This window comes from Streptomyces melanogenes, from assembly GCF_014649795.1.
Lineage (GTDB): Bacteria > Actinomycetota > Actinomycetes > Streptomycetales > Streptomycetaceae > Streptomyces > Streptomyces noboritoensis.
Genome location: NZ_BMTS01000003.1, coordinates 604,035 through 628,629 on the forward strand (window position 1 = coordinate 604,035; position 24,595 = coordinate 628,629).

Genomic DNA, 24,595 nt, shown 5'->3' on the forward strand with positions numbered 1-24,595 from the left:
TCGGCGGAGTCCTCCCTCCGCTTCGCGTCGGTGCCCTCCTCGTACCGCCGTCAGGCCCTAGTGTTGAACTCGCCGTGACCGGCGCCCACTTGGTGGGCGCCGGTTCCGGTTTCACCACCCTTCCACGGTATTGACATGATCATGAAGTGTCATGAGCCTGGCGTCTGTCCACTTTCGTGGCACACAACAGCAAGGGGGGCCAATGAGACGCAGAGCGAGAGCGATCCTCGCCGCGGCTTCACTGCTCACGGCCGGTCTGGCGGCGGTACCCGCCGCGCACGCCAGCCCGGGCGGCGGCGGAGGCGAAGGACTCTCCGTCTGGTACGCCGACGTCACCAAGGCGCAGCTGCCACTGCTGCTCCAGCAGGGGGCGGACGGCCAGGAACTGACCGCGCAGGTACCCGCCAAGGGGAGCGCCAAGGTCGAGCTCTACCTCACCAAGCAGCAGGCCGGCACGCTGAAGAAGCGGGGCGTCGACCTCACCGAGCACACCCTCTCGACGGCGACCGAGAAGCGCCTCAAGGCCCAGGGGGACGGCGTCTTCCGCCCCTACAGCGGGGCAGGCGGCCTGCAGAAGGAGATCGTCGACACCCAGCTCGCGCACCCCGACCTCACCAAGGTCGAGTCGATCGGCAAGACGGTCAAGGGCCAGGACATCCTCGCCCTCAAGCTCACCAAGGGCGCGGCGAAGACCCGCGACGGCTCCAAGCCCTCCGTGCTGTACCTGTCGAACCAGCACGCCCGTGAGTGGATCACCCCGGAGATGACCCGGCGGCTGATGCACTACTACCTCGACAACTACGGCAAGGACCCGCGGATCACCAAGATCGTGGACTCCACCGAGCTGTGGTTCGTGCTCTCCGCCAACCCCGACGGGTACGACTACACCTTCACCGGCACCCAGCAGCGCCTGTGGCGCAAGAACCTGCGCGACAACAACGGCGACGGGAAGATCACCCCCGGCGACGGCGTCGACCCCAACCGCAACTTCCCGTACAAATGGGGCTACGACAACGAGGGTTCGTCCCCGGACCCCGCCGACGAGACCTACCGCGGCCCGTCCCCGGCCTCCGAGCCGGAGACCCGCGCGCTGGACTCCTTCGAGAAGCGGCTCGGCTTCTCCTACGCGATCAACTACCACTCCGCGGCCGAGCTGCTGCTGTACGGCGTGGGCTGGCAGGTCGCGACCCCGACCCCGGACGACGTCCTCTACAAGTCGCTGGCCGGCACGCCCGCCAAGCCCGCGATCCCCGGCTACCACTCGCAGCTCTCCTCCGAGCTGTACACCACCAACGGCGAGGCCGACGGGCACGCGGGGAACGTCAACGGGATCCATATGTTCACCCCGGAGATGTCGACCTGCCAGACCGCGTCCCGGATCGACCCCAACGACCAGTGGAAGCCCGGCGACTGCCAGTCGGTCTTCAACTTCCCGGACGACGAGAAGCTGATCCAGCAGGAGTTCACCAAGAACATCCCGTTCGCGCTGGCCGTCGCCGACTCCGCGCGCCGGCCCGACCAGCCGGTCTCCCCGGTCGGCATCGAGGCCCCCGACTTCACCCCGGACGCCTTCACCACCTCGTACGCCCGCGGCGAGGACCAGGAAGTCGCCGTCACCGCACGCAAGTCGGTGCGCGACAAGACGCTCAACTACCGCGTCGACGGCGGCCGTACGCACACCGAGGACCTCGAGGCCTGGCAGGGCGGCGACGTCTACGGCGGCGAGGACAACATCCACTTCGACCAGTACCGGGCCACCGTCGAGGGCGCCGACGTGGGCTCCAAGGTGGAGGTCTGGTTCACCGGGCGCACCCGGGCCGGCAAGCCCACCTCCAGCACGCCGTTCACCTACACCGTGGCCGACCGGCCCAAGGGCGACACCCTGGTGATCGCGGAGGAGGGCGGCACCGCGCCCGCCCAGCACGCCGCCGCGTACACCAAGGCGCTCGCCGACAACGGCCGCAGGTCCGCGCTCTGGGACGTGGCCACCCAGGGCACGCCCAGCGCGCTCGGCGTGCTCGGCCACTTCAAGACGGTCGTCTGGTACACGGGCGCCGAGCGGCCCACCGCCGCGGTCACCCTGGCCGTGCGCGACTACCTCAACGAGGGCGGCCGGCTCGTCAACGCCGGTGAGAAGGCGGGCGGCACCGTCGACCTCGGCGGCGCCGACTCCGACGACTTCGCCCAGTACTACCTCGGCGCCTACAACCGCGTCGGCCTGAAGTCCCCGCCCGCCTTCGAAGGCACCGGGAACCTGGCGGGCGCCAAGGCGGCCCTCGGCAACGCGAGCGACAACCCGCTGGACCTGGCCGGGGCGTACACGATCACCTCGGACACCCTCAAGCCCGACCAGTTCCCGCAGTTCAAGAGCGCGGCCGCGGGCAGCTACCCGGGGATCCGCACCCCGTTCGAGCCCGCCGCGGGCGACTGGTTCGCGGCGGCCAAGCACCAGGACAGCGCCTATATGCGGCTGTCCCGGACGGTCGACCTGGGCGGCGCCACGGCGGCCGACAGGCCGAGCCTGCAGTTCCAGCTCAGCTATGACACCGAGCCGGGCTTCGACAACGTGATCGTCGAGGCGCACACGGTCGGGCAGGACGACTGGACGACGCTGCCGGACACCAACGGCGGCACCAGCCAGGCGGTGCCCGTCCAGTGCGAGCAGGGCTACTACGTCCAGGGGCACCCGTTCCTGGCGCACTACCTGACCGTGGGCTCCGGCGCCTGCACGGCGAGTGGCACCTCGGGCGCCTGGAACCGGTTCACCGGCTCCTCCAACGGCTGGCAGCCGGTCTCGGTCGACCTCGCCGCCTACGCGGGCAAGCAGGTCGAGCTCTCCATCTCCTACGTGTCGGACCCCGGCACCGGAGGGGTGGGCGCCTTCGTCGACGACACCAAGCTGGTGATCGGCGGCACCGCACAGGGCGCCGAGGGCTTCGAGACGGCGCTCGGCCCGTGGAGCGTGCCCGGACCGCCGGCCGGCAGCCCCGGCAACGCCGGCGACTGGGCCCGCTCCCAGGCGCTCTTCCACTCCCAGGCGGCCGTCACCACCCACGACACCGTGCTGCTCGGCTTCGGCCTGGAGCACGTGCCGTCGGCCGCCGACCGCAAGAACGTGATCGGCAAGGCGCTCCGCGCGCTGCGGGACTGACCCCGCCCGTGTCAAGCCCCACCGGCTGACCGGCACCGCCGGTCACGCTCGGTAGTGGGGACGAAAGTCCCCCCGACGGCCCGTACCCGTTGGTAGGTACGGGCCGTCGGTCATATACGGGTGACCGCCCCGCTCCGCGAATGCGCTCGATGTCACTCCCCGGCTCGGGGAGAGGTAGGGTCGTAAGCGGTCGGGGACATCCCAAATTAAAACTCGCCGGCGTGCGAACCCGGCGTACCAACGAGGAGATCGGTTCGTGACGATCCGCGTAGGCATCAACGGCTTCGGCCGCATCGGGCGCAACTACTTCCGCGCGCTGCTGGAGCAGGGTGCTGACATCCAGATCGTGGCTGTCAACGACCTCGGTGACACGGCGACCACCGCGCACCTGCTGAAGTACGACACCATCCTGGGCCGTCTCAAGGCCGAGGTGACCCACACCGCAGACACCATCACGGTCGACGGCCACACCATCAAGGTGCTCTCCGAGCGCAACCCGGCCGACATCCCCTGGGGTGAGCTGGGCGTCGACATCGTCATCGAGTCGACCGGCATCTTCACCAAGAAGGCCGACGCCGAGAAGCACATCGCCGGTGGCGCCAAGAAGGTCCTCATCTCGGCTCCGGCCAAGGACGAGGACATCACCATCGTGATGGGCGTCAACCAGGACAAGTACGACGCGGCCAACCACCACGTCATCTCCAACGCCTCCTGCACCACCAACTGCGTGGCGCCGATGGCCAAGGTCCTCGACGAGAACTTCGGCATCGTCAAGGGTCTGATGACGACGGTCCACGCGTACACGAACGACCAGCGCATCCTGGACTTCCCGCACTCGGACCTGCGCCGCGCCCGCGCCGCCGCCGAGAACATCATCCCCACCACCACCGGTGCCGCGAAGGCCACCGCGCTGGTGCTCCCCAAGCTCAAGGGCAAGCTCGACGGCATCGCGATGCGCGTCCCGGTCCCGACGGGCTCGGCCACCGACCTGGTCGTGGAGCTGGAGCGCGAGGTGACCAAGGACGAGGTCAACGCCGCGTTCAAGAAGGCCGCCGAGGGCGAGCTGCAGGGCATCCTGGCGTACACCGAGGACCCGATCGTGTCCTCCGACATCGTCAGCGACCCGGCCTCCTGCACCTTCGACTCCTCCCTGACCATGGTCCAGGAGGGCAAGTCGGTGAAGATCCTCGGCTGGTACGACAATGAGTGGGGCTACTCGAACCGCCTCGTCGACCTCACCGTCTTCGTCGGCGGCCAGCTCTAAGTCTGATAAGTCTCAGGGCAGGCATCTCGATGTGAGCACAGGGCTCGGGCAGCGCAACGATGCGCCGCACGAGCCCTGTCGCTTGCCTCGTCCTTCTCCAAGGAGTCGCAGAAACACATGAAGACGATCGACGAACTTCTCGCCGAGGGCGTCTCCGGCAAGCGGGTATTCGTCCGCGCCGACCTCAACGTGCCGCTCGACGGCACCGCCATCACCGACGACGGCCGCATCCGCGCCGTCCAGCCGACGATTCTCCAGCTCGCCGAGGCCGGCGCGCGCGTGGTCGTCGCCTCGCACCTGGGCCGCCCCAAGGGCGCCCCGGACCCGGCCTTCTCGCTGGCCCCGGCGGCCGCGCGGCTCGGTGAACTGCTGGGCGCGGACGTCGCCTTCGCCACCGACACCGTGGGCGCCTCCGCCAAGGAGACCGTCGCGGCGCTCGCCGACGGCCAGGTCGCCGTTCTGGAGAACCTGCGCTTCAACGCCGGTGAGACGAGCAAGGACGACGCCGAGCGCGGCGCCTTCGCCGACCAGCTCGCCGAGCTCGCCGACGTCTACGTGGGCGACGGCTTCGGCGCGGTGCACCGCAAGCACGCCTCGGTCTTCGACCTGCCCGCGCGTCTCCCGCACGCGGCCGGCTTCCTCATCGCCACCGAGGTCGGCGTGCTGAAGAAGCTCACCGCCGACGTCAAGCGCCCGTACGTGGTGGTGCTCGGCGGCGCCAAGGTCTCCGACAAGCTCGCCGTGATCGACCAGCTGCTCGGCAAGGCCGACCGCATCCTCATCGGCGGCGGCATGGCGTACACCTTCCTCAAGGCCAAGGGCCACGAGGTGGGCATCTCGCTGCTCCAGGAGGACCAGATCCCGGTCGTCACGGAGTACATGGAGCGCGCCGAGAAGAGCGGCGTCGAGCTGGTCCTGCCGGTCGACATCCTGGCCTCGTCCGACTTCCCGGACCTGAAGACCAAGGCCCCGGCCGACTTCGTCACCGTCGACGCGGACAAGATCCCCGCCGACAAGGAGGGCCTGGACATCGGCCCCAGGACGCGCGAGCTGTACGCGGAGAAGATCGCGGACGCGGAGACGGTCTTCTGGAACGGCCCGGTCGGCGTCTTCGAGCACCCCGACTACGCGGACGGCACCCGGGCGATCGCCCGGGCGCTCCTGAACTGCGACGGCTTCACCGTCGTCGGCGGCGGCGACTCCGCGGCCGCCGTGCGCACGCTCGGCTTCGACGAGAACGCCTTCGGTCACATCTCGACCGGCGGCGGCGCGAGCCTCGAATACCTTGAGGGCAAGACGCTTCCCGGCCTTGCCGCACTGGAGGACTGAACACCGTGACCACGCGTATCCCGCTGATGGCCGGCAACTGGAAGATGAACCTCAACCACCTTGAGGCCATCGCGCACGTCCAGAAGCTCGCCTTCGCCCTGGCCGACAAGGACTACGACGCCGTCGAGGTCGCGGTCCTGCCGCCCTTCGTGGACCTGCGGTCGGTGCAGACCCTGGTCGACGGCGACAAGCTCAAGATCAAGTACGGCGCCCAGGACATCTCGGCGCAGGACTCCGGTGCCTACACCGGTGAGATCTCGGGCCCGATGCTCGCCAAGCTGAAGTGCACGTACGTGGCCGTGGGCCACTCCGAGCGCCGTCAGTACCACGCCGAGAGCGACGAGCTCTGCAACGCCAAGGTGAAGGCCGCGTTCAAGCACGGCCTGACCCCGATCCTCTGCGTCGGCGAGGGCCTGGACGTCCGCAAGGCGGGCGACCAGGTCTCCTACACGCTGAACCAGCTGGACGGCGGCCTCAAGGACGTCCCGGCCGAGCAGGCCGAGTCCATCGTGATCGCGTACGAGCCGGTGTGGGCCATCGGCACCGGCGAGGTCGCCACCCCCGAGGACGCGCAGGAGGTGTGCGGAGCCATCCGCGGCCGCCTCGCGGAGCTCTACTCGCAGGAGCTGGCAGACAAGGTCCGCATCCAGTACGGCGGCTCGGTCAAGGCCTCGAACGTGGCCGCGATCATGGCGCAGCCGGATGTCGACGGCGCCCTGGTGGGCGGCGCGGCGCTGGACGCCGACGAGTTCGTCAAGATCGTCCGCTTCCGCGACCAGTGAGTATGCGGTAGCGCGGATCCGTCGTACCCTTGCGGGGGTCGGGCTCGGGATTATGGAATACGTCCCCCCGGCCCCCGTCGCCATATCAGTCCTAGGAAGTTGGTCCAGCCGTGATTGTCGGGTTCTCGATTGCCCTGATCGTCTTCAGCCTGCTGCTGATGCTGCTGGTGCTGATGCACAAGGGAAAGGGCGGCGGCCTCTCCGACATGTTCGGTGGCGGAATGCAGTCGTCCGTCGGCGGTTCCTCGGTCGCCGAGCGCAACCTGGACCGGATCACCGTCGTGGTCGGTCTGCTGTGGTTCGCGAGCATTGTCGTACTTGGCCTGCTGATGAAGCTGGACAACTGATCTGTCGTCTCCGCGTTCAGGGGTGGGGTGTAACTACAATCACTGGACGCGCGTTGGGCCTTACGTAGACTGGGGCATCTTCGAGCACCATCACGCAGGGAGTTACGACCGTGGCAAGTGGCAACGCGATCCGGGGAAGCCGGGTCGGAGCGGGGCCGATGGGTGAGGCCGAGCGCGGCGAGTCCGCGCCGCGCCTGCGCATCTCCTTCTGGTGCTCGAACGGGCACGAGACGCAGCCGAGCTTCGCCAGTGACGCACAGGTTCCGGAGACGTGGGACTGCCCGCGCTGCGGCTTCCCGGCCGGTCAGGACCGGGACAACCCGCCGGACCCGCCGCGCACGGAGCCGTACAAGACCCACCTCGCGTACGTGCGGGAGCGGCGCAGCGACGCGGACGGCGAGGCGATCCTCGCGGAGGCGCTCGCCAAGCTCCGCGGCGAGATCTGACAGCGAAGGGCCCGGCAGACGAACTCGGTTCGTCTGCCGGGCCCTTCGGCATAACCCCCCGGGCGCGCTCGACACGCCCGCCCTCGTGGCGTCCGGATTGTTCCCGGGCGCCGTGGCCGCTCTGATTCCTGCCCTTACGTCCTGATCAACTAAGTTGGTAGGGGCAGCGGGGCAGGTACGTACGCGAGTACGAGGAAGTGGGCTGATGTCAGAGATGAACGCAGAAGGCCGTACCAGGCTCAACCAGATGCCCGAGTGGACCGCACTGGGCAAGCACCGCGAGCAGTTGGGCGACACCCATCTGCGCGAGCTGTTCGCCGCCGACCCCGGCCGCGGCACCGGATACACCCTGACGGTCGGCGATCTGCACCTCGACTACTCGAAGCACCTCGTCACCGACGAGACCCTGAACCTGCTGCGCGAGCTGGCTGCGGCCGCCGACGTGGCGGGCCTGCGGGACGCCATGTTCCGCGGCGAGAAGATCAACACGACCGAGGACCGCGCGGTGCTGCACACCGCGCTGCGCGCCCCGCGTGGCGCGGTCGTCGAGGTCGACGGCGAGAACGTGGTGCCGGGCGTGCACGCGGTGCTCGACAAGATGGCCGCCTTCTCCGGGCGCGTCCGCTCGGGCGAGTGGACCGGGCACACCGGCAAGCGGATCAGGAACGTCGTCAACATCGGCATCGGCGGATCCGACCTCGGTCCAGCGATGGCGTACGAGGCGCTGCGCTCCTTCACGGACCGGGGCCTCACGGTCCGCTTCGTCTCCAACGTCGACGGCGCCGACCTCCACGAGGCGGTCCGCGACCTGGACGCGGCCGAGACGCTGTTCATCATCGCGTCCAAGACCTTCACCACCATCGAGACCATCACCAACGCCACCTCCGCGCGCGACTGGCTCCTCACCGAGCTGAGGGCCGATCAGGCCGCCGTCGCCAAGCACTTCGTGGCGCTCTCCACCAACGCGGAGAAGGTCGCGGACTTCGGCATCGACACGGCCAACATGTTCGAGTTCTGGGACTGGGTCGGCGGGCGCTACTCGTTCGACTCGGCGATCGGCCTCTCGCTGATGATCGCCATCGGCCCGGACCGCTTCCGCGAGCTGCTCGACGGCTTCCACCTGGTCGACGAGCACTTCCGCACCGCCCCCGCCGAGGCCAACGCGCCGCTTCTGCTCGGGCTGCTGGGCGTCTGGTACGGGGCGTTCTTCGACGCCCAGTCGCACGCCGTGCTGCCGTACTCGCACTACCTGTCGAAGTTCACCGCCTACCTCCAGCAGCTCGACATGGAGTCCAACGGCAAGTCCGTGGACCGCGACGGCAACCCGGTCGAGTGGCAGACCGGCCCGGTCGTCTGGGGCACCCCGGGCACCAACGGGCAGCACGCCTACTACCAGTTGATCCACCAGGGCACCAAGGTCATCCCGGCCGACTTCATCGGCTTCGCCGAGCCGGTCGGCGAACTGCGGCCCGGTCTGGTCGCCCAGCACGACCTGCTGATGGCCAACTTCTTCGCCCAGACGCAGGCGCTGGCCTTCGGCAAGACGCCCGAGGAGGTACGGGCGGAGGGCGTGGCCGAGGAGCTGGTGCCGCACAAGACGTTCCGCGGCAACCACCCCACGACCACGGTCCTGGCGAAGGAGCTCACGCCGTCCGTCCTCGGCCAGCTCATCGCGCTGTACGAGCACAAGGTGTTCGTCCAGGGCGCGATCTGGAACATCGACTCCTTCGACCAGTGGGGCGTGGAGCTGGGCAAGGTCCTCGCCAAGCGGGTCGAGCCCGCGCTGACCGAGGGCGCGGAGGTGCCGGGCCTTGACGAGTCAAGCAAGGCGCTGGTCGCCAAGTACCGGGCGCTGCGAGGGCGTTGAGACGGGGCCCGGTTGTCGTCTGCGGGCCGTGGCCGGTTGCTCGCGCAGTTCCCCGCGCCCCTGAGATGCGCCCCTCCGGGGCGCCCAAAGGGGCGCGGGGCTGCGCCGCCGCAGACCCGGCCGCAGCGCCCCGAGAACTGCGACGACAAGGGGGCTCTGTCCATCGCCGCCGCGAACCTCAACGCGGTGAGCCTGCACGGCTGTACCGCCGCCCAGGCCGGGGCGCCCACCTCGCGCCCCGAGGCCGTCGTGGTCGGCGGTCTCAACGCCACCCTGAAGACGTATCTGCACGACGCGCTGCGCGCCGCCGGGTTCCAGACCATCGACGGCTCCACCGAGCCCGACCTGGCGGGCGTCGAGCCGACCAACATCTGCAACCGGATGCTGCTCGGCAAGGGCGCCCAGCTGGAGCTCACGACCGAGCTGCGCAAGTCCATGTTCACCGTGAACACCGTCGCGGGCCGCGCGACCAGCACCACCGCCGCGTACAACGGCTTCGTGGCGGCGGTCCGTACCGCCATCGCCCGCCTGGAGGCGTCCGGCGGCGAGCAGATCATCCTCTGACGCTCGCGCCGCACAGCAACGGGCCCGGTCCACCAGGAGGTGGACCGGGCCCGTTCGCCTCGGAGTGAGGTCACGGTGAGGCGGGCGGGTACAGCGCGCGCGGCAGCCGGGACGCGGCCGCCGAGTCGAGCAGCCACAGGGTGCGGCCACGGCCGTACGCACCCGCGGCCGGAGCCTGCACCTCGCCCGCGCCGGACAGAGCGATGGCCGCGGCCTGCGCCTTGTCCTCGCCAGCAGCCAGCAGCCACACCTCGCGGGCCGCCCGGATCGCCGGCAGCGTCATCGAGACCCGGACCGGCGGCGGCTTGGGCGCGCCGTGCACCCCGACCACCGTCCGCTCGGTCTCGCGCACCGCGGGCAGCTCCGGGAAGAGCGACGCCACATGGGTGTCGGGACCGACCCCCAGCATCAGCACGTCGAACGTCGGCACGTCGCCGTGGTCCTCCGGGCCGGACGCGGCGGCCAGCTCCTCCGCGTAGGCCGCCGCGGCGGCGTCGACGTCCTTGCCGTACGGCCCGTCCGACGCGGGCATCGCGTGCACCCGCTTCGGGGCGACCGGCACCGCGTCGAGCAGCGCCGCCCGGGCCTGGGTGACGTTGCGCTCCGGGTCGCCCTCGGGCAGGAACCGCTCGTCGCCCCACCACAGGTCGAGCCGCGACCAGTCGATCGCGTCCCGGGCCGGGGAGGAGGCGAGGGCCGCGAGCAGCCCGTTGCCGTTGCGGCCGCCGGTGAGCACCACGGACGCCGAGCCGCGGGCGGCCTGGGCGTCCACGACCTTCGTGATCAGCCGGGCCGCCGCGGCCTGCGCCATCAGCTCCTTGTCGCGGTGGACGACGAGCTGAGGGGTGCTCACTTCGCCGCCGCCTTCTTGGCCGGAGCCTTCTTCGCGGCGGGCTTGGCGTCCGAGCCCTCCGCCGCCGGAGCGGCAGCGGTCTCGGCAGCGGCCGGAGCCGCGGCCTTCCCGTTCGACGGCTCGCCCAGCCGGTCCACGCCGAACCGCAGCGCGGAGGCGTAGGTGTCGTCCGGGTCGAGGCGCCGCAGCTCCTCGGCGATCAGCTCGGCCGTCTCGCGCCGCTTGAGCGCCACCGCGCGGTCCGGCTGGCCCTGGATCGAGAGCGTGGCCAGCGAGCCGTCGGCGCGGTCCAGGACGATCGGACCGCAGTCCGTCTCCATCCGTACGGCGGTCAGGCCCGGGCCCGAGGACTGCGAGCGCTTGACCGGCACGTCGAGCCGGTCCGCGAGCCACATGGCGAGCAGCTCGCAGCTCGGGTTGAACTCCTCGCCCTCCACCTCGACCGAGGTCACCTTGCACGACACCTGGTCCAGCGCCGCGGCCAGCATCGAACGCCACGGCGTGATGCGGGTCCACGACAGGTCGGTGTCGCCCGGGGTGTAGGTCTCGGCGCGGCCGGTCAGCTCCTCTATGGGCTGCTCGGCGGCGTAGGTGTCGGTGACCCGGCGCTGGGCGAGCGCGCCCAGCGGGTCGTTGGCCGGGTCGATCGGCGAGTTCACGGGCCACCAGACGACGACCGGCGCGTCGGGCAGCAGCAGCGGCAGCACCACCGACTGGGCGTGGTTGACCACCTCGCCGTACAGCCGCAGGACCACCGTCTCACCGGTGCCCGCGTCCGCGCCGACCCGCACCTCGGCGTCCAGGCGCGACTGGGTGCGGTCGCGCGGCGAGCGGGAGACCCGCTTGATGACCACGAGGGTGCGCGAGGGGTGCTCGCGGGAGGCCTCGGAGGCCGCCCGGAGCGCGTCGTACGCGTTCTCCTCGTCGGTGACGATGACCAGGGTCAGGACCATGCCGACGGCGGGAGTGCCGATGGCGCGGCGGCCCTGGACGAGCGCCTTGTTGATCTTGCTGGCCGTGGTGTCCGTAAGGTCGATCTTCATGGCCGGCGCCAGCTCCGTCCGTCTCGTGCGAGCATTTCGTCCGCCTCGACCGGGCCCCAGGTGCCCGACGCGTACTGCGCGGGCTTGCCGTGGGCGTCCCAGTACTGCTCGATCGGGTCGAGGATCTTCCAGGACAGCTCGACCTCCTCCAAGCGGGGGAAGAGGTTGGAGTCGCCGAGCAGGACGTCGAGGATGAGCCGCTCGTACGCCTCGGGGCTGGACTCGGTGAAGGACTCGCCGTAGGCGAAGTCCATCGACACGTCCCGGACCTCCATCGAGGTGCCCGGCACCTTGGAGCCGAACCGGACGGTCACGCCCTCGTCCGGCTGGACCCGGATGACCAGCGCGTTCTGCCCCAGCTCCTCCGTCGCCGTGTGGTCGAAGGGGGAGTGCGGGGCGCGCTGGAAGACCACCGCGATCTCGGTGACCCGGCGGCCCAGGCGCTTGCCGGTGCGCAGATAGAACGGCACGCCCGCCCAGCGGCGGTTGTCGATCTCCAGCTTGACCGCGGCGTAGGTGTCGGTCTTCGACTTGGGGTCGATGCCGTCTTCCTGGAGGTAGCCGACGGCCTTCTCGCCGCCCTGCCACCCGGCCGCGTACTGACCGCGCACCGCATTGGCGCCCAGGTCCTTCGGCAGCCGCACCGCGCCCAGGACCTTGGTCTTCTCCGCGGCCAGCGCGTCCGCGTCGAAGGAGGCGGGCTCCTCCATCGCGGTCAGCGCGAGCAGCTGGAGGAGGTGGTTCTGGATCACGTCACGGGCGGCGCCGATGCCGTCGTAGTACCCGGCCCGGCCGCCGATGCCGATGTCCTCGGCCATGGTGATCTGGACGTGGTCGACGTACGACCGGTTCCAGAGCGGCTCGAACATGGTGTTGGCGAAGCGGAGCGCCAGGATGTTCTGGACGGTCTCCTTGCCGAGGTAGTGGTCGATCCGGAAGACCTCGTCCGGCGGGAAGACCTCGTGGACGACCTGGTTGAGCTCCTGCGCGGAGACCAGGTCGTGGCCGAAGGGCTTCTCGATGACCGCGCGGCGCCAGGAGCCGTCCTTCTGGTCGGCCAGCCCGTGCTTCTTGAGCTGCTGGACGACCTGCGGGAAGAACTTCGGCGGCACCGACAGGTAGAACGCGAAGTTGCCGCCGGTGCCCTGCGCCTTGTCGAGCTCGGCGATCGTGGACTTCAGCTGCTCGAAGGCGTTGTCGTCGTCGAAGTCGCCCTGGACGAAGCGCATGCCCTGGATGAGCTGCTGCCAGACCTCCTCGCGGAAGGGGGTCCGCGCGTGCGCCTTGACGGCGTCGTGCACCTCCTGCGCGAAGTCCTCGTCCTGCCACTCGCGGCGGGCGAAGCCGATCAGCGAGAAGCCCGGCGGAAGCAGACCCCGGTTGGCGAGGTCATAGACGGCAGGCATCAACTTTTTACGGGACAAATCGCCCGTGACGCCGAAGATCACCAGGCCCGACGGCCCCGCGATACGCGGGAGCCGTCGGTCTGCGGCGTCACGCAGCGGATTGCTGCTTGACAAGGTTTTAGCCCTCCGAAGGTGCCAGGCGCTTGAGCTCCGCCTCGGTCGACTTGAGCAGGTCGTTCCAGGACGCCTCGAACTTCTCGACGCCCTCGTCCTCCAGGAGCTGCACGACCTCGTCGTACGAGATGCCCAGCTTCTCGACGGCGTCGAGCTCGGCGCGGGCCTGCTCGTAGGTGCCCGTCACGGTGTCGCCGGTGATCTGCCCGTGGTCGGCGGCCGCCTCCAGGGTGGCCTCCGGCATGGTGTTCACCGTGTTGGGGGCGACCAGGTCGTCGACGTACAGGGTGTCCTTGTACGCCTTGTCCTTCACGCCGGTGGAGGCCCACAGCGGGCGCTGCTTGTTGGCGTGCGCCTTGTCGAGGGCGGCCCAGCGGTCGGAGGAGAAGACCTCCTCGTACGCCTGGTAGGCCAGGCGCGCGTTGGCGAGTCCGGCCTTGCCGCGGGCGGCCCTGGCCTCGTCGGTGCCCAGCGCGTCGATCCGCTTGTCGATCTCGGTGTCCACGCGGGACACGAAGAAGGACGCCACGGAGTGGATCTTCGCCAGGTCCAGGCCGCGCTCCTTGGCCTTCTCCAGACCGGCCAGGTAGGCGTCCATGACCTCGCGGTAGCGCTCGAGCGAGAAGATCAGCGTCACGTTGACGCTGATGCCCTTGCCGATGACCTCGGTGATCGCGGGCAGGCCCGCCTTGGTCGCCGGGATCTTGATGAGCGTGTTCGGCCGGTCCACCAGCCAGGCCAGCTGCTTGGCCTCGGCGACGGTGGCCGTGGTGTTGTGCGCCAGGCGCGGGTCGACCTCGATGGAGACCCGGCCGTCCTGGCCCTCGGTCGCGTCGAAGACCGGGCGCAGGATGTCGGCGGCGTCCCTCACGTCCGCCGTCGTGATCATGCGGATGGCCTCGTCGACGGTGACCTTGCGGGCGGCGAGGTCGGCGAGCTGCTGCTCGTAGCCGTCACCCGAGGAGATCGCCTTCTGGAAGATCGACGGGTTGGTCGTGACGCCCACGACGTGCTGCTGGTCGATCAGCTCGGCGAGGTTGCCCGAGGTGATCCGCTTGCGCGACAGGTCGTCGAGCCAGATCGCGACGCCTTCGTCGGAGAGGCGCTTGAGTGCGTCTGTCATGAGAAATGCATCTCCTACTAGTTCGTATACCGGCGTCAGCGCGCGGCGGCGGCGAGAGATTCCCGGGCGGCGGCGGCCACGTTCTCGGCGGTGAAGCCGAACTCGCGGAAGAGCACCTTGCCGTCGGCCGAGGCACCGAAGTGCTCCAGGGACACGATGCGGCCCGCGTCGCCCACGTACCGGTGCCAGGTCAGGCCGATGCCGGCCTCGACCGCGACGCGCGCCTTGACCGAAGGCGGCAGGACGCTGTCCTTGTACGCCTGGTCCTGCTCCTCGAACCACTCGACGGACGGCATCGAGACGACCCGGGTCGGGACGCCCTCCGCCTGGAGCGCCTCGCGCGCCTCGACGGCGAGCTGGACCTCGGAGCCGGTGCCGATGAGGACCACCTGGGCGTCGCCACCCTCGGCCTCGAACAGCACGTAACCACCCTTGGCGGCCGCCTCGTTGGGCTCGTACGTCGGCACGCCCTGACGGGTCAGCACCAGGCCGTGCGGGGCGCCCTTGCCGAACACCTTGGTGTAGCGCTTGAGGATCTCGCGCCAGGCGATCGCCGTCTCGTTGGCGTCCGCCGGGCGGACGACGTTGAGGCCCGGGATCGCGCGCAGCGAGGCCAGGTGCTCGACCGGCTGGTGGGTCGGGCCGTCCTCGCCCAGACCGATGGAGTCGTGCGTCCACACGTACGTCACCGGCAGGTGCATCAGGGCCGACAGGCGCACCGCGTTGCGCATGTAGTCGGAGAACACCAGGAAGGTGCCGCCGTAGATACGGGTGTTGCCGTGCAGCGCGATGCCGTTCATCTCGGCGGCCATCGAGTGCTCGCGGATGCCGTAGTGGATCGTGCGGCCGTACGGGTCGGCCTCCGGCAGCGGGTTGCCCTCGGGCAGGAACGACGAGTTCTTGTCGATCGTCGTGTTGTTCGAGCCCGCGAGGTCGGCCGAGCCGCCCCACAGCTCGGGGATGACCGCGCCGAGCGCCTGCAGGACCTTGCCGGAGGCGGCGCGGGTGGCGACGCCCTTGCCGGACTCGAAGACCGGGAGCTTCTCCTCCCAGCCCGCGGGCAGCTCGCCCGCGTTGACGCGGTCGAACTCGGCGGCGCGCTCGGGGTTGGCGGTGCGCCAGGCGGCGAAGGTCTTCTCCCACTCGCCGCGGGCCTCACGGCCGCGGTCCAGGGCGGCGCGGGTGTGCGCGATGACCTCGTCGGCGACCTCGAAGGTCTGCTCCGGGTCGAAGCCCAGGACGCGCTTGGTGGCCGCCACCTCGTCGTCGCCGAGCGCCGAGCCGTGCGCGGCCTCGGTGTTCTGCGCGTGCGGGGCGGGCCAGGCGATGATCGAGCGCATCGCGATGAAGGAGGGGCGCTCGGTCTCGGCCTTGGCGGCCTCGATCGCCTCGAACAGCGCCTGCGGGTCGAGGTCGCCGTTCTCCTTCGGCGCCACGCGCTGGACGTGCCAGCCGTACGCCTCGTACCGCTTCAGGGTGTCCTCGGAGACCGCGGTCTCCGTGTCGCCCTCGATCGAGATGTGGTTGTCGTCCCAGAGCAGGACCAGGTTGCCCAGCTTCTGGTGACCGGCCATCGAGGACGCCTCGGCGGAGATGCCCTCCTGGAGGCAGCCGTCGCCGGCGATCGCGAAGACGAAGTGGTCGAACGGGGAGGTGCCGGGGGCCGCCTCCGGGTCGAACAGGCCGCGCTCGTAGCGGGCGGCCATGGCCATGCCCACGGCGTTGGCGACACCCTGGCCCAGCGGGCCGGTGGTGGTCTCCACACCGGTCGTGTGGCCGTACTCCGGGTGGCCCGGGGTCTTGGAGCCCCAGGTCCGGAAGGCCTTCAGGTCGTCCAGCTCCAGGCCGTACCCGGCCAGGTAGAGCTGGATGTAGAGCGTGAGGGACGAGTGGCCCGCGGACAGCACGAAGCGGTCGCGCCCGGTCCAGTCCGCGTCCGCCGGGTCGTGGCGCATCACCTTCTGGAAGAGGGTGTACGCGGCCGGGGACAGGCTCATCGCCGTACCAGGATGGCCGTTGCCGACCTTCTGTACAGCATCCGCGGCCAGGACGCGGCCGGTGTCTACGGCCCGCTGGTCCAGTTCGGTCCACTCAAGGTCTGTGGTGGTCGGCTTGGTGCTCACCCTGAGTCAGGGCTCCTCTCCACATGTTCGTTCCCGGTGACTGTGGGCGCACCGGGCGCTGTCGAGCCTACCCCCGCCGGAACGCTCATTTTTTCGACTGCCCACCGGTTGGGACACACACCTCCAGAGTGCCCAAGACCGGTCACTTCCGCCTCACGGCGTAGTCTTCGCGACCCGCCCCCAACACGAGCCCACCCCCGCGAAGGGCGGCGTATGGGCAACGTCTACAGTGGCGTGGTACGCGCAAGTCTTCGCCGGGTGCTCATGCCCGGAACGTCCGGGCCCATCCGACCGATTGCCCCGGGACTTGCTGGGAATTCTCTGTCAGGGGTGTGCGTGACGGCCGTCGAGTCCCGACCCGCAGGGGTCGTCTTGACTCCCAGCCCGGGGGCCCATCGGCCGTTCGGGGCCCGCGTCAAGGCGTTCGTGGCGCTGACCAAGCCGCGGATCATCGAACTGCTGCTGATCACCACCATTCCGGTGATGTTCCTCGCCGAGCAGGGCGTCCCGTCGCTCTGGCTGGTGCTGACCACCACCGTCGGCGGCTTCCTGTCGGCGGGCGGCGCCAACGCGCTGAACATGTACATCGACCGCGACATCGACGCGCTGATGGACCGCACCTCGCAGCGGCCGCTGGTCACCGGGATGGTCTCGCCGCGCGAGTGCCTCGCGTTCGGCATCACCCTCGCGATCGTCTCCACGCTGCTGTTCGGCTTCGCCGTCAACTGGCTGTCGGCCTGGCTGTCACTCGGAGCGCTCCTCTTCTACGTGGTCGTCTACACGATGATCCTGAAGCGCCGCACCTCGCAGAACATCGTGTGGGGCGGCATCGCCGGGTGCCTGCCGGTGCTCATCGGCTGGTCGTCCGTCACCAACTCGATGTCGTGGGCGCCGATCATCCTCTTCCTCGTCATGTTCTTCTGGACGCCGCCGCACTACTGGCCGCTGTCCATGAAGGTCCGCGAGGACTACGCGCGCGTGGGCGTGCCGATGCTGCCGGTCGTCGCCTCCAACAAGGTGGTCGCCAAGCAGATCGTGCTCTACAGCTGGCTGATGGTCGCCGTCTCCCTGCTGCTGACCCCGCTGGGCTACACCGGCTGGTTCTACACGCTGGTGGCGCTGCTGGCCGGCGGCTTCTGGCTGTGGGAGGCGCACGGGCTGCAGAACCGGGCGAAGGCGGAGGTGACGGGCGCCAAGCTCAAGGAGATGCGCCTGTTCCACTGGTCCATCACGTACGTCTCGCTGCTGTTCGTGGCGGTCGCGGTGGATCCGTTCCTGCGGTAATCGCTCGCTCTTCGACGGGAGGGCCCAGTGGTGGAAACCACTGGGCCCTCCCGTCGCATGTGGATCTACCCGCGAGTAGCATTCGCCGCATGGCAGAAACCCAGGTTGACGAGAAGCAGGCCGCCAAGGCCGAGCGGCGGGCGGCTCGCCTCGCCAAGCAGATCGGCCACTTCGCCAAGGAGCACGGCGGCGCCGAGGGCCAGGTGGCGTACATCGGCCAGCGCGGCGCGCGGATCGTGCTCGTCGGCGAGGACGGCGGCTGGGGCGACCTGGTGGCCCCCAGCCACGCGGTCGCGCTCGCCGCGGTCGAGAAGGCCGGGATCACCGTCCACGAGGACTTCGACGGCGAGTTCGCGGCCAAGGTGAAGACCGGGCGGTACGAGTGGACCCGGATGGCCGGGATCCAGCTCGGCGGTCCTAAGAACGGCTGAACGGCAACAGCAACACTCATCCGGGGCTCACCCGTTAGTGAGGTGGAAGCACACCACCCAGGGAGCCCCGGATGATCGACGCCGTGCCGCAGCCGGACCTGGTGGACCAGTACTGCCACGGAGTGCTCCGCACCGAGCTGGGGCTCGGCACCTTCGAGACGCAGCTCGGCAGGACCGGCGCCCCGCCCGCCCCCGGCACCACGTTCTTCGACACCCAGACCGGCTTCGCCGTGCGCCGCTGGTGCCCGCCGCTGCTCGGCCTGGAGGCGCACTGCGCCCCCGCCCGCTATCTCGCCCGCCGGCGCGAGCTGGGCGTCCTGGAGACCGTCAGGCGGCTGCTGCGCGGCTCGGGCGTCTCCACCTATCTGGTGGACACGGGCCTGCCGGGCGATCTGACCGGACCGGGCGAGCTGGGCGCCGCCGGGGCCGCCGACGCCCATGAGATCGTGCGGCTCGAACTCCTCGCCGAGCAGGTCGCCGACACCTCGGGCACCGTCGACGCGTTCCTCGCCAACCTCGCCGAGGCCGTGCACACCGCGGCCGCCTCGGCCGTCGCCTTCATCTCCGTCTCGGCCGTGCGCCAGAGCCTCGACCCGGAGCCGCCCGGGCCCGGCGAGGTGCGCGGCGCGGCGGGCCGCTGGCTCACCCGGCGCCGCATCCAGGAGCCGCTGGAGGACCCCGTGCTGCTGCGGCACCTGCTGTGGAGCGCGGTCGCCTCGGGGCGCCCGCTCCAGCTGCGGCTCGGCATGGACGACGCGACCGGGCTCGCCGGGTTCGCCGCCGCGACCAACGGCCTGGGCACGGACCTGGTGCTGCTGCACGGCTATCCGTACCACCGCCAGGCCGCCCATCTGGCGAGCGTCTTCCCGCATGTGTACGCGGACGTGGGGCCCGCCCTGGTGCGTACAGGGGCGCGGGCCGCCGACGTGCTGGCGGAGCTCCTGGAGCTGGCGCCGTTCGGGAAGCTGCTCTACTCCAGCGGCGCGCGCGGGCTGCCCGAGCTGCACGTGGTGGGCGCCCGGCAGTTCAGCCACGCGCTGAGCCGGGTCCTGGGCGCCTGGGTGGCCGACGGGGCGTGGGCCCGTACGGACGCCGAGCGGGTCGCCGCGATGATCGGGGCGGGCAACGCCCGGCGGGTCTACGGACTGTCAGGCGCGGGTGAGCGCCGGGTCTGACTGGGCCGGGACGGGAGCGGCGACCTCGGGCCGCTCGCGCAGCGAGAGCAGCACGCGCACCACGGCGATCCACACCAGGCACGAGCCGAGCATGTGCAGGGCGACCAGGGCCTCGGGGGTCTTCATGAAGTACTGGACGTAGCCGACGATCCCCTGCGACATCAGCACCAGGAACAGGTCCCGGGCCCGGTTGCGCGGGCCGACCGGGGCGTCCACGGCCTTCAGGACGAACCAGAGCGCGACCGTGAGGGCCACCACGACCCAGGCGAGGTCGGCGTGGAGCTGGCTGATCATCGTCCAGTTCAGCGGGATGCGCTCCACATCGCTGGAGTCGCCCGCGTGCCGCCCGGCGCCGGTGACGACCGTGCCGACCGCGACCAGCGCGCCCGCCGCGACCACCAGGAGCCAGGTCAGCTGGACCACGGCCTTGCCCACCAGCGGGCGCGGCTCGCCGTCGCCCTCGCGGGTGCGCTGCCAGGTCGTCATCGCGACCGTGAGGAGCGCGGTGGAGAGCAGGAAGTGCGCCGCGACGGTGTACGGGTTGAGGCCGACCAGGACGACGATGCCGCCCAGGACCGCGTTGCCCATGACCACCCAGAACTGGACCCAGCCGAGCCGGGTGACGCTGCGCCGCCACGGGCTCGCGGCCCGGGCCGCGATGATCGCCCAGCCGACGGCCGCGCACAGCGCGTAGGTCAGCATGCGGTTGCCGAACTCGACCGCGCTGTGGAAGTTCATCTCGCCGGTCGGCGTCAGGCTCTGGTCGGTGCACTTGGGCCAGGTCGGGCAGCCGAGCCCGGACCCGGTGAGCCGGACCGCGCCGCCGGTCACCACGATGACGACGGCCATGACGACGGCGCTCAGGGCCGCGCGCTGGACGGTCCGCGGGGACGGAGTCCACCGCTCGGCGATGAAGGCGAGCGGGTTGCGCACCGCCTGAGCCACATCGGCTCGGGTCACGTTCGGCATGGGCCCTATCGTAGGGGGCCGTTTGTGCACGTTTTCACGAGGGGTGGCCGACAGGGCCCGTTACTCCCAGCGGAAGAACCTCGCCGCCGCGCCCAGGCCGAGGACCGTCCAGACCGCCAGGATCCCCAGGTCGCCCCAGGGCATCGACGCCCCGTGCTGGAGGACGTCCCGCAGGCCGTCCGAGAGGGCCGAGATGGGCAGCAGCCCGAGCGCCGTCTGCACGCCGTCCGGGAACTTGTCCATCGGCACGATGACCCCGCCGCCGACGAGCAGCAGCAGGAAGACCAGATTGGCGGCGGCGAGCGTCGCCTCGGCCTTGAGCGTGCCCGCCATCAGCAGCCCGAGCCCGGAGAACGCGGCCGTGCCCAGGACCAGGAGCAGCAGCACGGCGAACGGGTTGCCGTGCGGCGACCAGCCCAGCGCGAACGCGATCACGGTCAGCAGGACGACCTGGAGCACCTCGGTGACCAGCACCGACAGCGTCTTCGCGGTCATCAGCGCCCAGCGCGGCAGCGGGGACGCCCCGAGCCGCTTCAGCACTCCGTAGCGGCGGTCGAAGCCGGTCGCGATGGCCTGGCCGGTGAAGGCGGTGGACATCACGGCGAGCGCGAGGATCCCGGGGGTGAGGAAGTCGACGGACTCGCCCTCCCCGGTGTCGATGATGTCGACCCCGCTGAACAGCACGAGCAGCAGCGCCGGGATGACCACGGTGAGCAGCAGCTGCTCACCGTTGCGCAGCAGCATCCGGGTCTCCAGGGCGGCCTGCGCGCCGATCATCCGGCCGACGGGCGCGGCCCCCGGGTTCGGCGTGTACGTACCGGCACTCATCGCCGCAGCTCCCTACCGGTCAGTTCCAGGAAGACGTCTTCGAGGGTGTGGCGTTCGACCGCGATGCCGTCGGGCATCACGCCGTGCTGGGCGCACCAGGACGTGACGGTGGCGAGCAGCTGCGGGTCGACGGTGCCGCTGATGCGGTACGCGCCCGAGGTGAGCTCGGCCGCGGCCGTGCCGTCGGGCAGCGCCTTGAGCAGGGAGGCGAGGTCGAGGCCGGGACGGCCGGTGAAGCGCAGCGTGTTCTCGGCGCCGCCCCGGCAGAGCGTCTCGGGGGAGCCCTGGGCGACGACCTTGCCCGCGTCGACGATCGCCACGTCGTCCGCGAGCTCCTCGGCCTCGTCCATGAAGTGCGTGGTCAGGACGACGGAGACGCCGTCGGCACGCAGCTCCCGTACGAGGTCCCAGGTGGCGCGGCGGGCCTGCGGGTCCAGGCCCGCGGTTGGCTCATCGAGGAAGACCAGCTCGGGGCGGCCGACCACGGCCATGGCGAGCGCGAGGCGCTGCTGCTGGCCGCCGGAGAGCCTGCGGTAGGTGGTGCGCCCACAGCTCTCCAGGCCCAGGCGCTCGACGAGCGCGGGCACGTCCAGCGGGTGGGCGTGCAGCTTGGCCATGTGGCGGAGCATCTCCTCGGCGCGCGCGCCGGAGTAGACGCCGCCGGACTGGAGCATCACGCCGATGCGCGGGCGCAGCCGCTCGGCCTCGGTGACCGGGTCGAGGCCGAGGACGCGGACCGTACCGGCGTCCGGTCTGCGGTAGCCCTCGCAGGTCTCGATCGTGGTGGTCTTGCCGGCACCGTTGGGGCCGAGGACGGCGGTGACGGTCCCGGCGGCGACCCGCAGGTCGAGGCCGTCCACGGCGGTCTTCGATCCGTACCGTTTGACCAGGCCGCTGACCTCAAGGATGGGGTGCGACGCGAAGCGTCTCCTTGAGGGGCGGTGGTCGGGCGACGGGCGGGCGGACTCGCTCTTCATGACCGGCAAGTCTAGGCAGGGCGGACGGCGCGCCGGACCGTGGGGCGGGGGTCGTACGGGGGCACGGACGCGCGAATGCGCGACCTCAGTTTTTCGGCCGCCGGAGGCTCTGCCGGGTGCCCGCGCGGACCCGTCCGGGGGAGCGTCCGGAGAGGTGTGCGAAAAGGGTCCCCACGCGCCATACCCCGAGGTCAAGCAGGTCGGCGGGGTCCTTTTCGGGGGTGCCTCATTTGATCGATCAGAGATCGTTTCCGCAGGTCAGCTTAGGTATGCCTAAGTGATGCACCGCACCGTTCAATGATCAAGAGGTGGCTTGTCAGGCTCTGAGGAATTACGCAACAATGGTGTTGTGAAAAACGTTGGCGAGGCTCCGCAGGAGGAACTCGCGACCGGTGAGCGGTCCACCCGCAACCGGGTCGCGCGCTCCATCCTGGACCACGGGCCCTCGACCGTCGCGGACCTCGCGAAGCGCCTCGGCCTCACCCAGGCCGCCGTCCGCCGCCACCTCGATGCCCTGGCGGCGGACGACATCGTCACCGCCCGGGAACAGCGGGTGTACGGGGCACGGACCCGTGGCAGGCCCGCCAAGGTCTTCGCCCTCACGGACTGCGGGCGGGACGCCTTCGACCAGTCGTACGACAAACTGGCCGTGGACGCGCTCCGCTGGATCGAGAAGTCCGCGGGCGGCGGCGCGGCCGGCGAGGAAGCCGTCGTCGCCTTCGCCCGGGCGCGGATCGAGGCCCAGTCCGAGGGCTACCGCGAGGCCGTCGAGGCGGCACCGCCCGAGGAGCGCACCGAGGCCCTGGCCAAGGCCTTGACCGCCGACGGGTACGCTGCTACGGCGCGCAGCGCGCCCCTCCCCGGACGGGGCGAGCAGCTCTGCCAGCACCACTGCCCGGTCGCCCACGCGGCCGAGCAGTTCCCGCAGCTGTGCGAGGCGGAGACGGAGTTCTTCTCCCGCCTGCTCGGAACCCATGTGCAGCGTCTGGCCACCATCGCCCACGGCGACGGGGTGTGCACGACGTTCATCCCGCACAGCGCACCACAGACCACCACCGAATCAGCATCCACAAGCACGGCCGGGAGGAACCCCGCATGACTCTCCCCACGGAGACTGCCCACCCCGAACTCGATGGGCTGGGCAACTACGAGTACGGCTGGGCCGACTCCGACGCGGCGGGTGCCGTTGCCAAGCGCGGTCTCTCCGAGGACGTCGTCCGCGACATCTCCTCGAAGAAGAACGAGCCCGAGTGGATGCTGAAGCTGCGCCTCAAGGGCCTGCGCCTCTTCGACAAGAAGCCCATGCCCAAGTGGGGCTCGGACCTCTCGGGCATCGACTTCGACAACATCAAGTACTTCGTGCGGTCCACCGAGAAGCAGGCGGAGTCCTGGGAGGACCTGCCCGAGGACATCAAGAACACGTACGACAAGCTCGGCATCCCCGAGGCGGAGAAGCAGCGCCTCGTCGCCGGTGTCGCGGCCCAGTACGAGTCCGAGGTCGTCTACCACCAGATCCGCGAGGACCTGGAGCAGCAGGGCGTGATCTTCCTCGACACGGACACCGCGCTCAAGGAGCACCCGGAGCTCTTCCAGGAGTACTTCGGCACGGTCATCCCGGTCGGCGACAACAAGTTCGCGTCGCTGAACACGGCCGTGTGGTCCGGCGGCTCGTTCATCTACGTGCCCAAGGGCGTCCACGTCGACATCCCGCTCCAGGCCTACTTCCGTATCAACACGGAGAACATGGGCCAGTTCGAGCGGACGCTGATCATCGTCGACGAGGACGCGTACGTCCACTACGTCGAGGGCTGCACCGCCCCGATCTACTCCTCGGACTCGCTGCACAGCGCCGTCGTCGAGATCATCGTCAAGAAGGGCGGCCGCTGCCGCTACACGACGATCCAGAACTGGTCGAACAACGTCTACAACCTGGTCACCAAGCGCGCCGTGGCGTACGAGGGCGCGACCATGGAGTGGATCGACGGCAACATCGGTTCCAAGGTCACCATGAAGTACCCGGCCGTCTACCTGATGGGCGAGCACGCCAAGGGCGAGACCCTGTCCATCGCCTTCGCGGGCGAGGGCCAGCACCAGGACGCCGGCTCCAAGATGGTCCACATGGCGCCGAACACGTCCTCCAACATCGTCTCCAAGTCGGTGGCGCGGGGCGGCGGCCGCACCTCGTACCGCGGTCTGGTCGAGATCGGCGAGGGCGCCGCGGGCTCCAAGTCCAACGTGCTGTGCGACGCGCTGCTCGTCGACACCATCTCCCGCTCCGACACCTACCCGTACGTGGACGTCCGCGAGGACGACGTGTCCATGGGCCACGAGGCGACCGTCTCCAAGGTCTCCGAGGACCAGCTCTTCTACCTGATGAGCCGCGGTCTGACCGAGTTCGAGGCGATGGCGATGATCGTGCGCGGCTTCGTCGAGCCGATCGCCAAGGAGCTGCCCATGGAGTACGCCCTGGAGCTCAACCGGCTGATCGAGCTGCAGATGGAGGGTTCGGTCGGCTAGCA

The 24,595-nt window shown here is 70.2% G+C and carries 21 protein-coding genes; 13 read left to right on the forward strand and 8 right to left on the reverse strand.

All coding sequences use genetic code 11. The annotated features are described in order from the left end of the window. Positions 1 to 202: 202 nt before the first annotated feature. From IE252_RS09770 to IE252_RS09805, 8 genes are all read left to right on the forward strand, one after another. Positions 203 to 3,151: a M14 family metallopeptidase gene (locus IE252_RS09770; RefSeq protein WP_190088914.1), complete on the forward strand. Its 2,949-nt coding sequence runs from the start codon at positions 203 to 205 to the stop codon at positions 3,149 to 3,151. Between the two features lie 256 nt (positions 3,152 to 3,407). After that, on the forward strand, positions 3,408 to 4,415 hold the full coding sequence (gap, locus tag IE252_RS09775) for a type I glyceraldehyde-3-phosphate dehydrogenase (protein ID WP_190088915.1): 1,008 nt from the start codon (positions 3,408 to 3,410) through the stop codon (positions 4,413 to 4,415). 117 nt (positions 4,416 to 4,532) lie between these two features. After that, positions 4,533 to 5,744 (forward strand): phosphoglycerate kinase, encoded by a 1,212-nt coding sequence (locus tag IE252_RS09780; RefSeq protein ID WP_190088916.1) that lies wholly within the window; start codon positions 4,533 to 4,535, stop codon positions 5,742 to 5,744. Between the two features lie 5 nt (positions 5,745 to 5,749). Next, complete coding sequence (gene tpiA / locus IE252_RS09785) at positions 5,750 to 6,526, forward strand: triose-phosphate isomerase (RefSeq protein WP_190088917.1); 777 nt, start codon at positions 5,750 to 5,752, stop codon at positions 6,524 to 6,526. A gap of 110 nt (positions 6,527 to 6,636) precedes the next feature. Further along, positions 6,637 to 6,873 (forward strand): preprotein translocase subunit SecG, encoded by a 237-nt coding sequence (gene secG, locus IE252_RS09790; RefSeq protein ID WP_190088918.1) that lies wholly within the window; start codon positions 6,637 to 6,639, stop codon positions 6,871 to 6,873. 110 nt (positions 6,874 to 6,983) lie between these two features. Further along, positions 6,984 to 7,319 (forward strand): RNA polymerase-binding protein RbpA, encoded by a 336-nt coding sequence (locus IE252_RS09795; RefSeq protein WP_003976875.1) that lies wholly within the window; start codon positions 6,984 to 6,986, stop codon positions 7,317 to 7,319. 214 nt (positions 7,320 to 7,533) lie between these two features. Beyond that, the gene (pgi, locus tag IE252_RS09800) at positions 7,534 to 9,186 is read left to right on the forward strand and encodes a glucose-6-phosphate isomerase (protein WP_190088997.1); all 1,653 of its coding nucleotides are present in this window, start codon (positions 7,534 to 7,536) and stop codon (positions 9,184 to 9,186) included. Positions 9,187 to 9,222: 36 nt separating this feature from the next. After that, positions 9,223 to 9,750 carry a poly-gamma-glutamate hydrolase family protein gene (locus IE252_RS09805; RefSeq protein ID WP_268248395.1) on the forward strand — a complete coding sequence of 176 codons (528 nt, stop codon included), beginning with the start codon at positions 9,223 to 9,225 and terminating at the stop codon, positions 9,748 to 9,750. A 70-nt stretch (positions 9,751 to 9,820) separates the two neighbouring features. Here the strand turns inward: IE252_RS09805 and pgl are convergent, their stop codons facing one another. The 5 genes from pgl to tkt are packed head-to-tail and all read right to left on the reverse strand — an operon-like array spanning position 9,821 to position 16,412. Then, a complete protein-coding gene (pgl, locus tag IE252_RS09810) occupies positions 9,821 to 10,603 on the reverse strand; it encodes a 6-phosphogluconolactonase (RefSeq protein ID WP_190088920.1) in 783 nt (260 codons plus the stop codon). After that, the gene (opcA, locus tag IE252_RS09815; RefSeq protein ID WP_190088921.1) at positions 10,600 to 11,646 is read right to left on the reverse strand and encodes a glucose-6-phosphate dehydrogenase assembly protein OpcA; all 1,047 of its coding nucleotides are present in this window, start codon (positions 11,644 to 11,646) and stop codon (positions 10,600 to 10,602) included. Before opcA ends, pgl begins: the two co-directional genes overlap by 4 nt. Further along, the gene (gene zwf / locus IE252_RS09820) at positions 11,643 to 13,166 is read right to left on the reverse strand and encodes a glucose-6-phosphate dehydrogenase (RefSeq protein WP_190088922.1); all 1,524 of its coding nucleotides are present in this window, start codon (positions 13,164 to 13,166) and stop codon (positions 11,643 to 11,645) included. The genes opcA and zwf overlap by 4 nt, the downstream gene beginning before the upstream one ends. A 4-nt stretch (positions 13,167 to 13,170) precedes the next feature. After that, on the reverse strand, positions 13,171 to 14,289 hold the full coding sequence (tal, locus tag IE252_RS09825; protein WP_190088923.1) for a transaldolase: 1,119 nt from the start codon (positions 14,287 to 14,289) through the stop codon (positions 13,171 to 13,173). A gap of 35 nt (positions 14,290 to 14,324) precedes the next feature. Continuing rightward, the gene (gene tkt, locus IE252_RS09830; protein WP_190088924.1) at positions 14,325 to 16,412 is read right to left on the reverse strand and encodes a transketolase; all 2,088 of its coding nucleotides are present in this window, start codon (positions 16,410 to 16,412) and stop codon (positions 14,325 to 14,327) included. A gap of 330 nt (positions 16,413 to 16,742) precedes the next feature. Between tkt and IE252_RS09835 the strand changes: the two genes are divergently transcribed. The 3 genes from IE252_RS09835 to IE252_RS09845 all read left to right on the forward strand — a co-directional run bounded on the left by IE252_RS09835 (position 16,743) and on the right by IE252_RS09845 (position 19,302). Then, entirely contained in the window at positions 16,743 to 17,696 is a 954-nt protein-coding gene (locus tag IE252_RS09835; RefSeq protein ID WP_101387775.1) for a heme o synthase, read from the forward strand. A gap of 89 nt (positions 17,697 to 17,785) precedes the next feature. Beyond that, on the forward strand, positions 17,786 to 18,127 hold the full coding sequence (locus IE252_RS09840; protein ID WP_190088925.1) for a hypothetical protein: 342 nt from the start codon (positions 17,786 to 17,788) through the stop codon (positions 18,125 to 18,127). A 71-nt stretch (positions 18,128 to 18,198) separates the two neighbouring features. After that, a complete protein-coding gene (locus IE252_RS09845; RefSeq protein WP_190088926.1) occupies positions 18,199 to 19,302 on the forward strand; it encodes an amidohydrolase in 1,104 nt (367 codons plus the stop codon). Here IE252_RS09845 and IE252_RS09850 read toward each other — a convergent pair. Genes IE252_RS09850 through IE252_RS09860 form a run of 3 tightly spaced genes read right to left on the reverse strand, consistent with a single transcriptional unit; the run spans position 19,276 to position 22,076 of the window. Further along, positions 19,276 to 20,271, reverse strand: coding sequence for a COX15/CtaA family protein (locus IE252_RS09850; protein ID WP_373298532.1), 996 nt, complete (start codon positions 20,269 to 20,271; stop codon positions 19,276 to 19,278). The genes IE252_RS09845 and IE252_RS09850 overlap by 27 nt on opposite strands. A gap of 60 nt (positions 20,272 to 20,331) precedes the next feature. Continuing rightward, on the reverse strand, positions 20,332 to 21,099 hold the full coding sequence (locus IE252_RS09855; RefSeq protein ID WP_190088927.1) for an ABC transporter permease: 768 nt from the start codon (positions 21,097 to 21,099) through the stop codon (positions 20,332 to 20,334). Next, positions 21,096 to 22,076, reverse strand: coding sequence for an ABC transporter ATP-binding protein (locus tag IE252_RS09860; protein ID WP_229848150.1), 981 nt, complete (start codon positions 22,074 to 22,076; stop codon positions 21,096 to 21,098). Before IE252_RS09860 ends, IE252_RS09855 begins: the two co-directional genes overlap by 4 nt. Positions 22,077 to 22,425: 349 nt before the next feature. On the opposite strand from IE252_RS09860, the gene IE252_RS09865 reads away from it, so the two are divergent. Continuing rightward, on the forward strand, positions 22,426 to 23,175 hold the full coding sequence (locus tag IE252_RS09865) for a helix-turn-helix transcriptional regulator (RefSeq protein WP_190088928.1): 750 nt from the start codon (positions 22,426 to 22,428) through the stop codon (positions 23,173 to 23,175). Further along, the gene (gene sufB / locus IE252_RS09870) at positions 23,172 to 24,593 is read left to right on the forward strand and encodes a Fe-S cluster assembly protein SufB (protein ID WP_190088929.1); all 1,422 of its coding nucleotides are present in this window, start codon (positions 23,172 to 23,174) and stop codon (positions 24,591 to 24,593) included. The genes IE252_RS09865 and sufB overlap by 4 nt, the downstream gene beginning before the upstream one ends. Positions 24,594 to 24,595 lie beyond the last annotated feature (2 nt).

Coding starts and splice junctions, on each gene's coding strand:
- IE252_RS09770 (WP_190088914.1), top strand. CDS start 203: ATGAGACGCAGAGCGAGAGCGATCCTCGCCGCGGCTTCACTGCTCACG.
- IE252_RS09780 (WP_190088916.1), top strand. CDS start 4,533: ATGAAGACGATCGACGAACTTCTCGCCGAGGGCGTCTCCGGCAAGCGG.
- pgi (WP_190088997.1), top strand. CDS start 7,534: ATGAACGCAGAAGGCCGTACCAGGCTCAACCAGATGCCCGAGTGGACC.
- opcA (WP_190088921.1), bottom strand. CDS start 11,646: ATGAAGATCGACCTTACGGACACCACGGCCAGCAAGATCAACAAGGCG.
- tal (WP_190088923.1), bottom strand. CDS start 14,289: ATGACAGACGCACTCAAGCGCCTCTCCGACGAAGGCGTCGCGATCTGG.
- IE252_RS09840 (WP_190088925.1), top strand. CDS start 17,786: ATGGCAGAAACCCAGGTTGACGAGAAGCAGGCCGCCAAGGCCGAGCGG.
- IE252_RS09845 (WP_190088926.1), top strand. CDS start 18,199: ATGATCGACGCCGTGCCGCAGCCGGACCTGGTGGACCAGTACTGCCAC.
- IE252_RS09850 (WP_373298532.1), bottom strand. CDS start 20,271: ATGCCGAACGTGACCCGAGCCGATGTGGCTCAGGCGGTGCGCAACCCG.
- IE252_RS09855 (WP_190088927.1), bottom strand. CDS start 21,099: ATGAGTGCCGGTACGTACACGCCGAACCCGGGGGCCGCGCCCGTCGGC.
- IE252_RS09860 (WP_229848150.1), bottom strand. CDS start 22,076: ATGAAGAGCGAGTCCGCCCGCCCGTCGCCCGACCACCGCCCCTCAAGG.
- sufB (WP_190088929.1), top strand. CDS start 23,172: ATGACTCTCCCCACGGAGACTGCCCACCCCGAACTCGATGGGCTGGGC.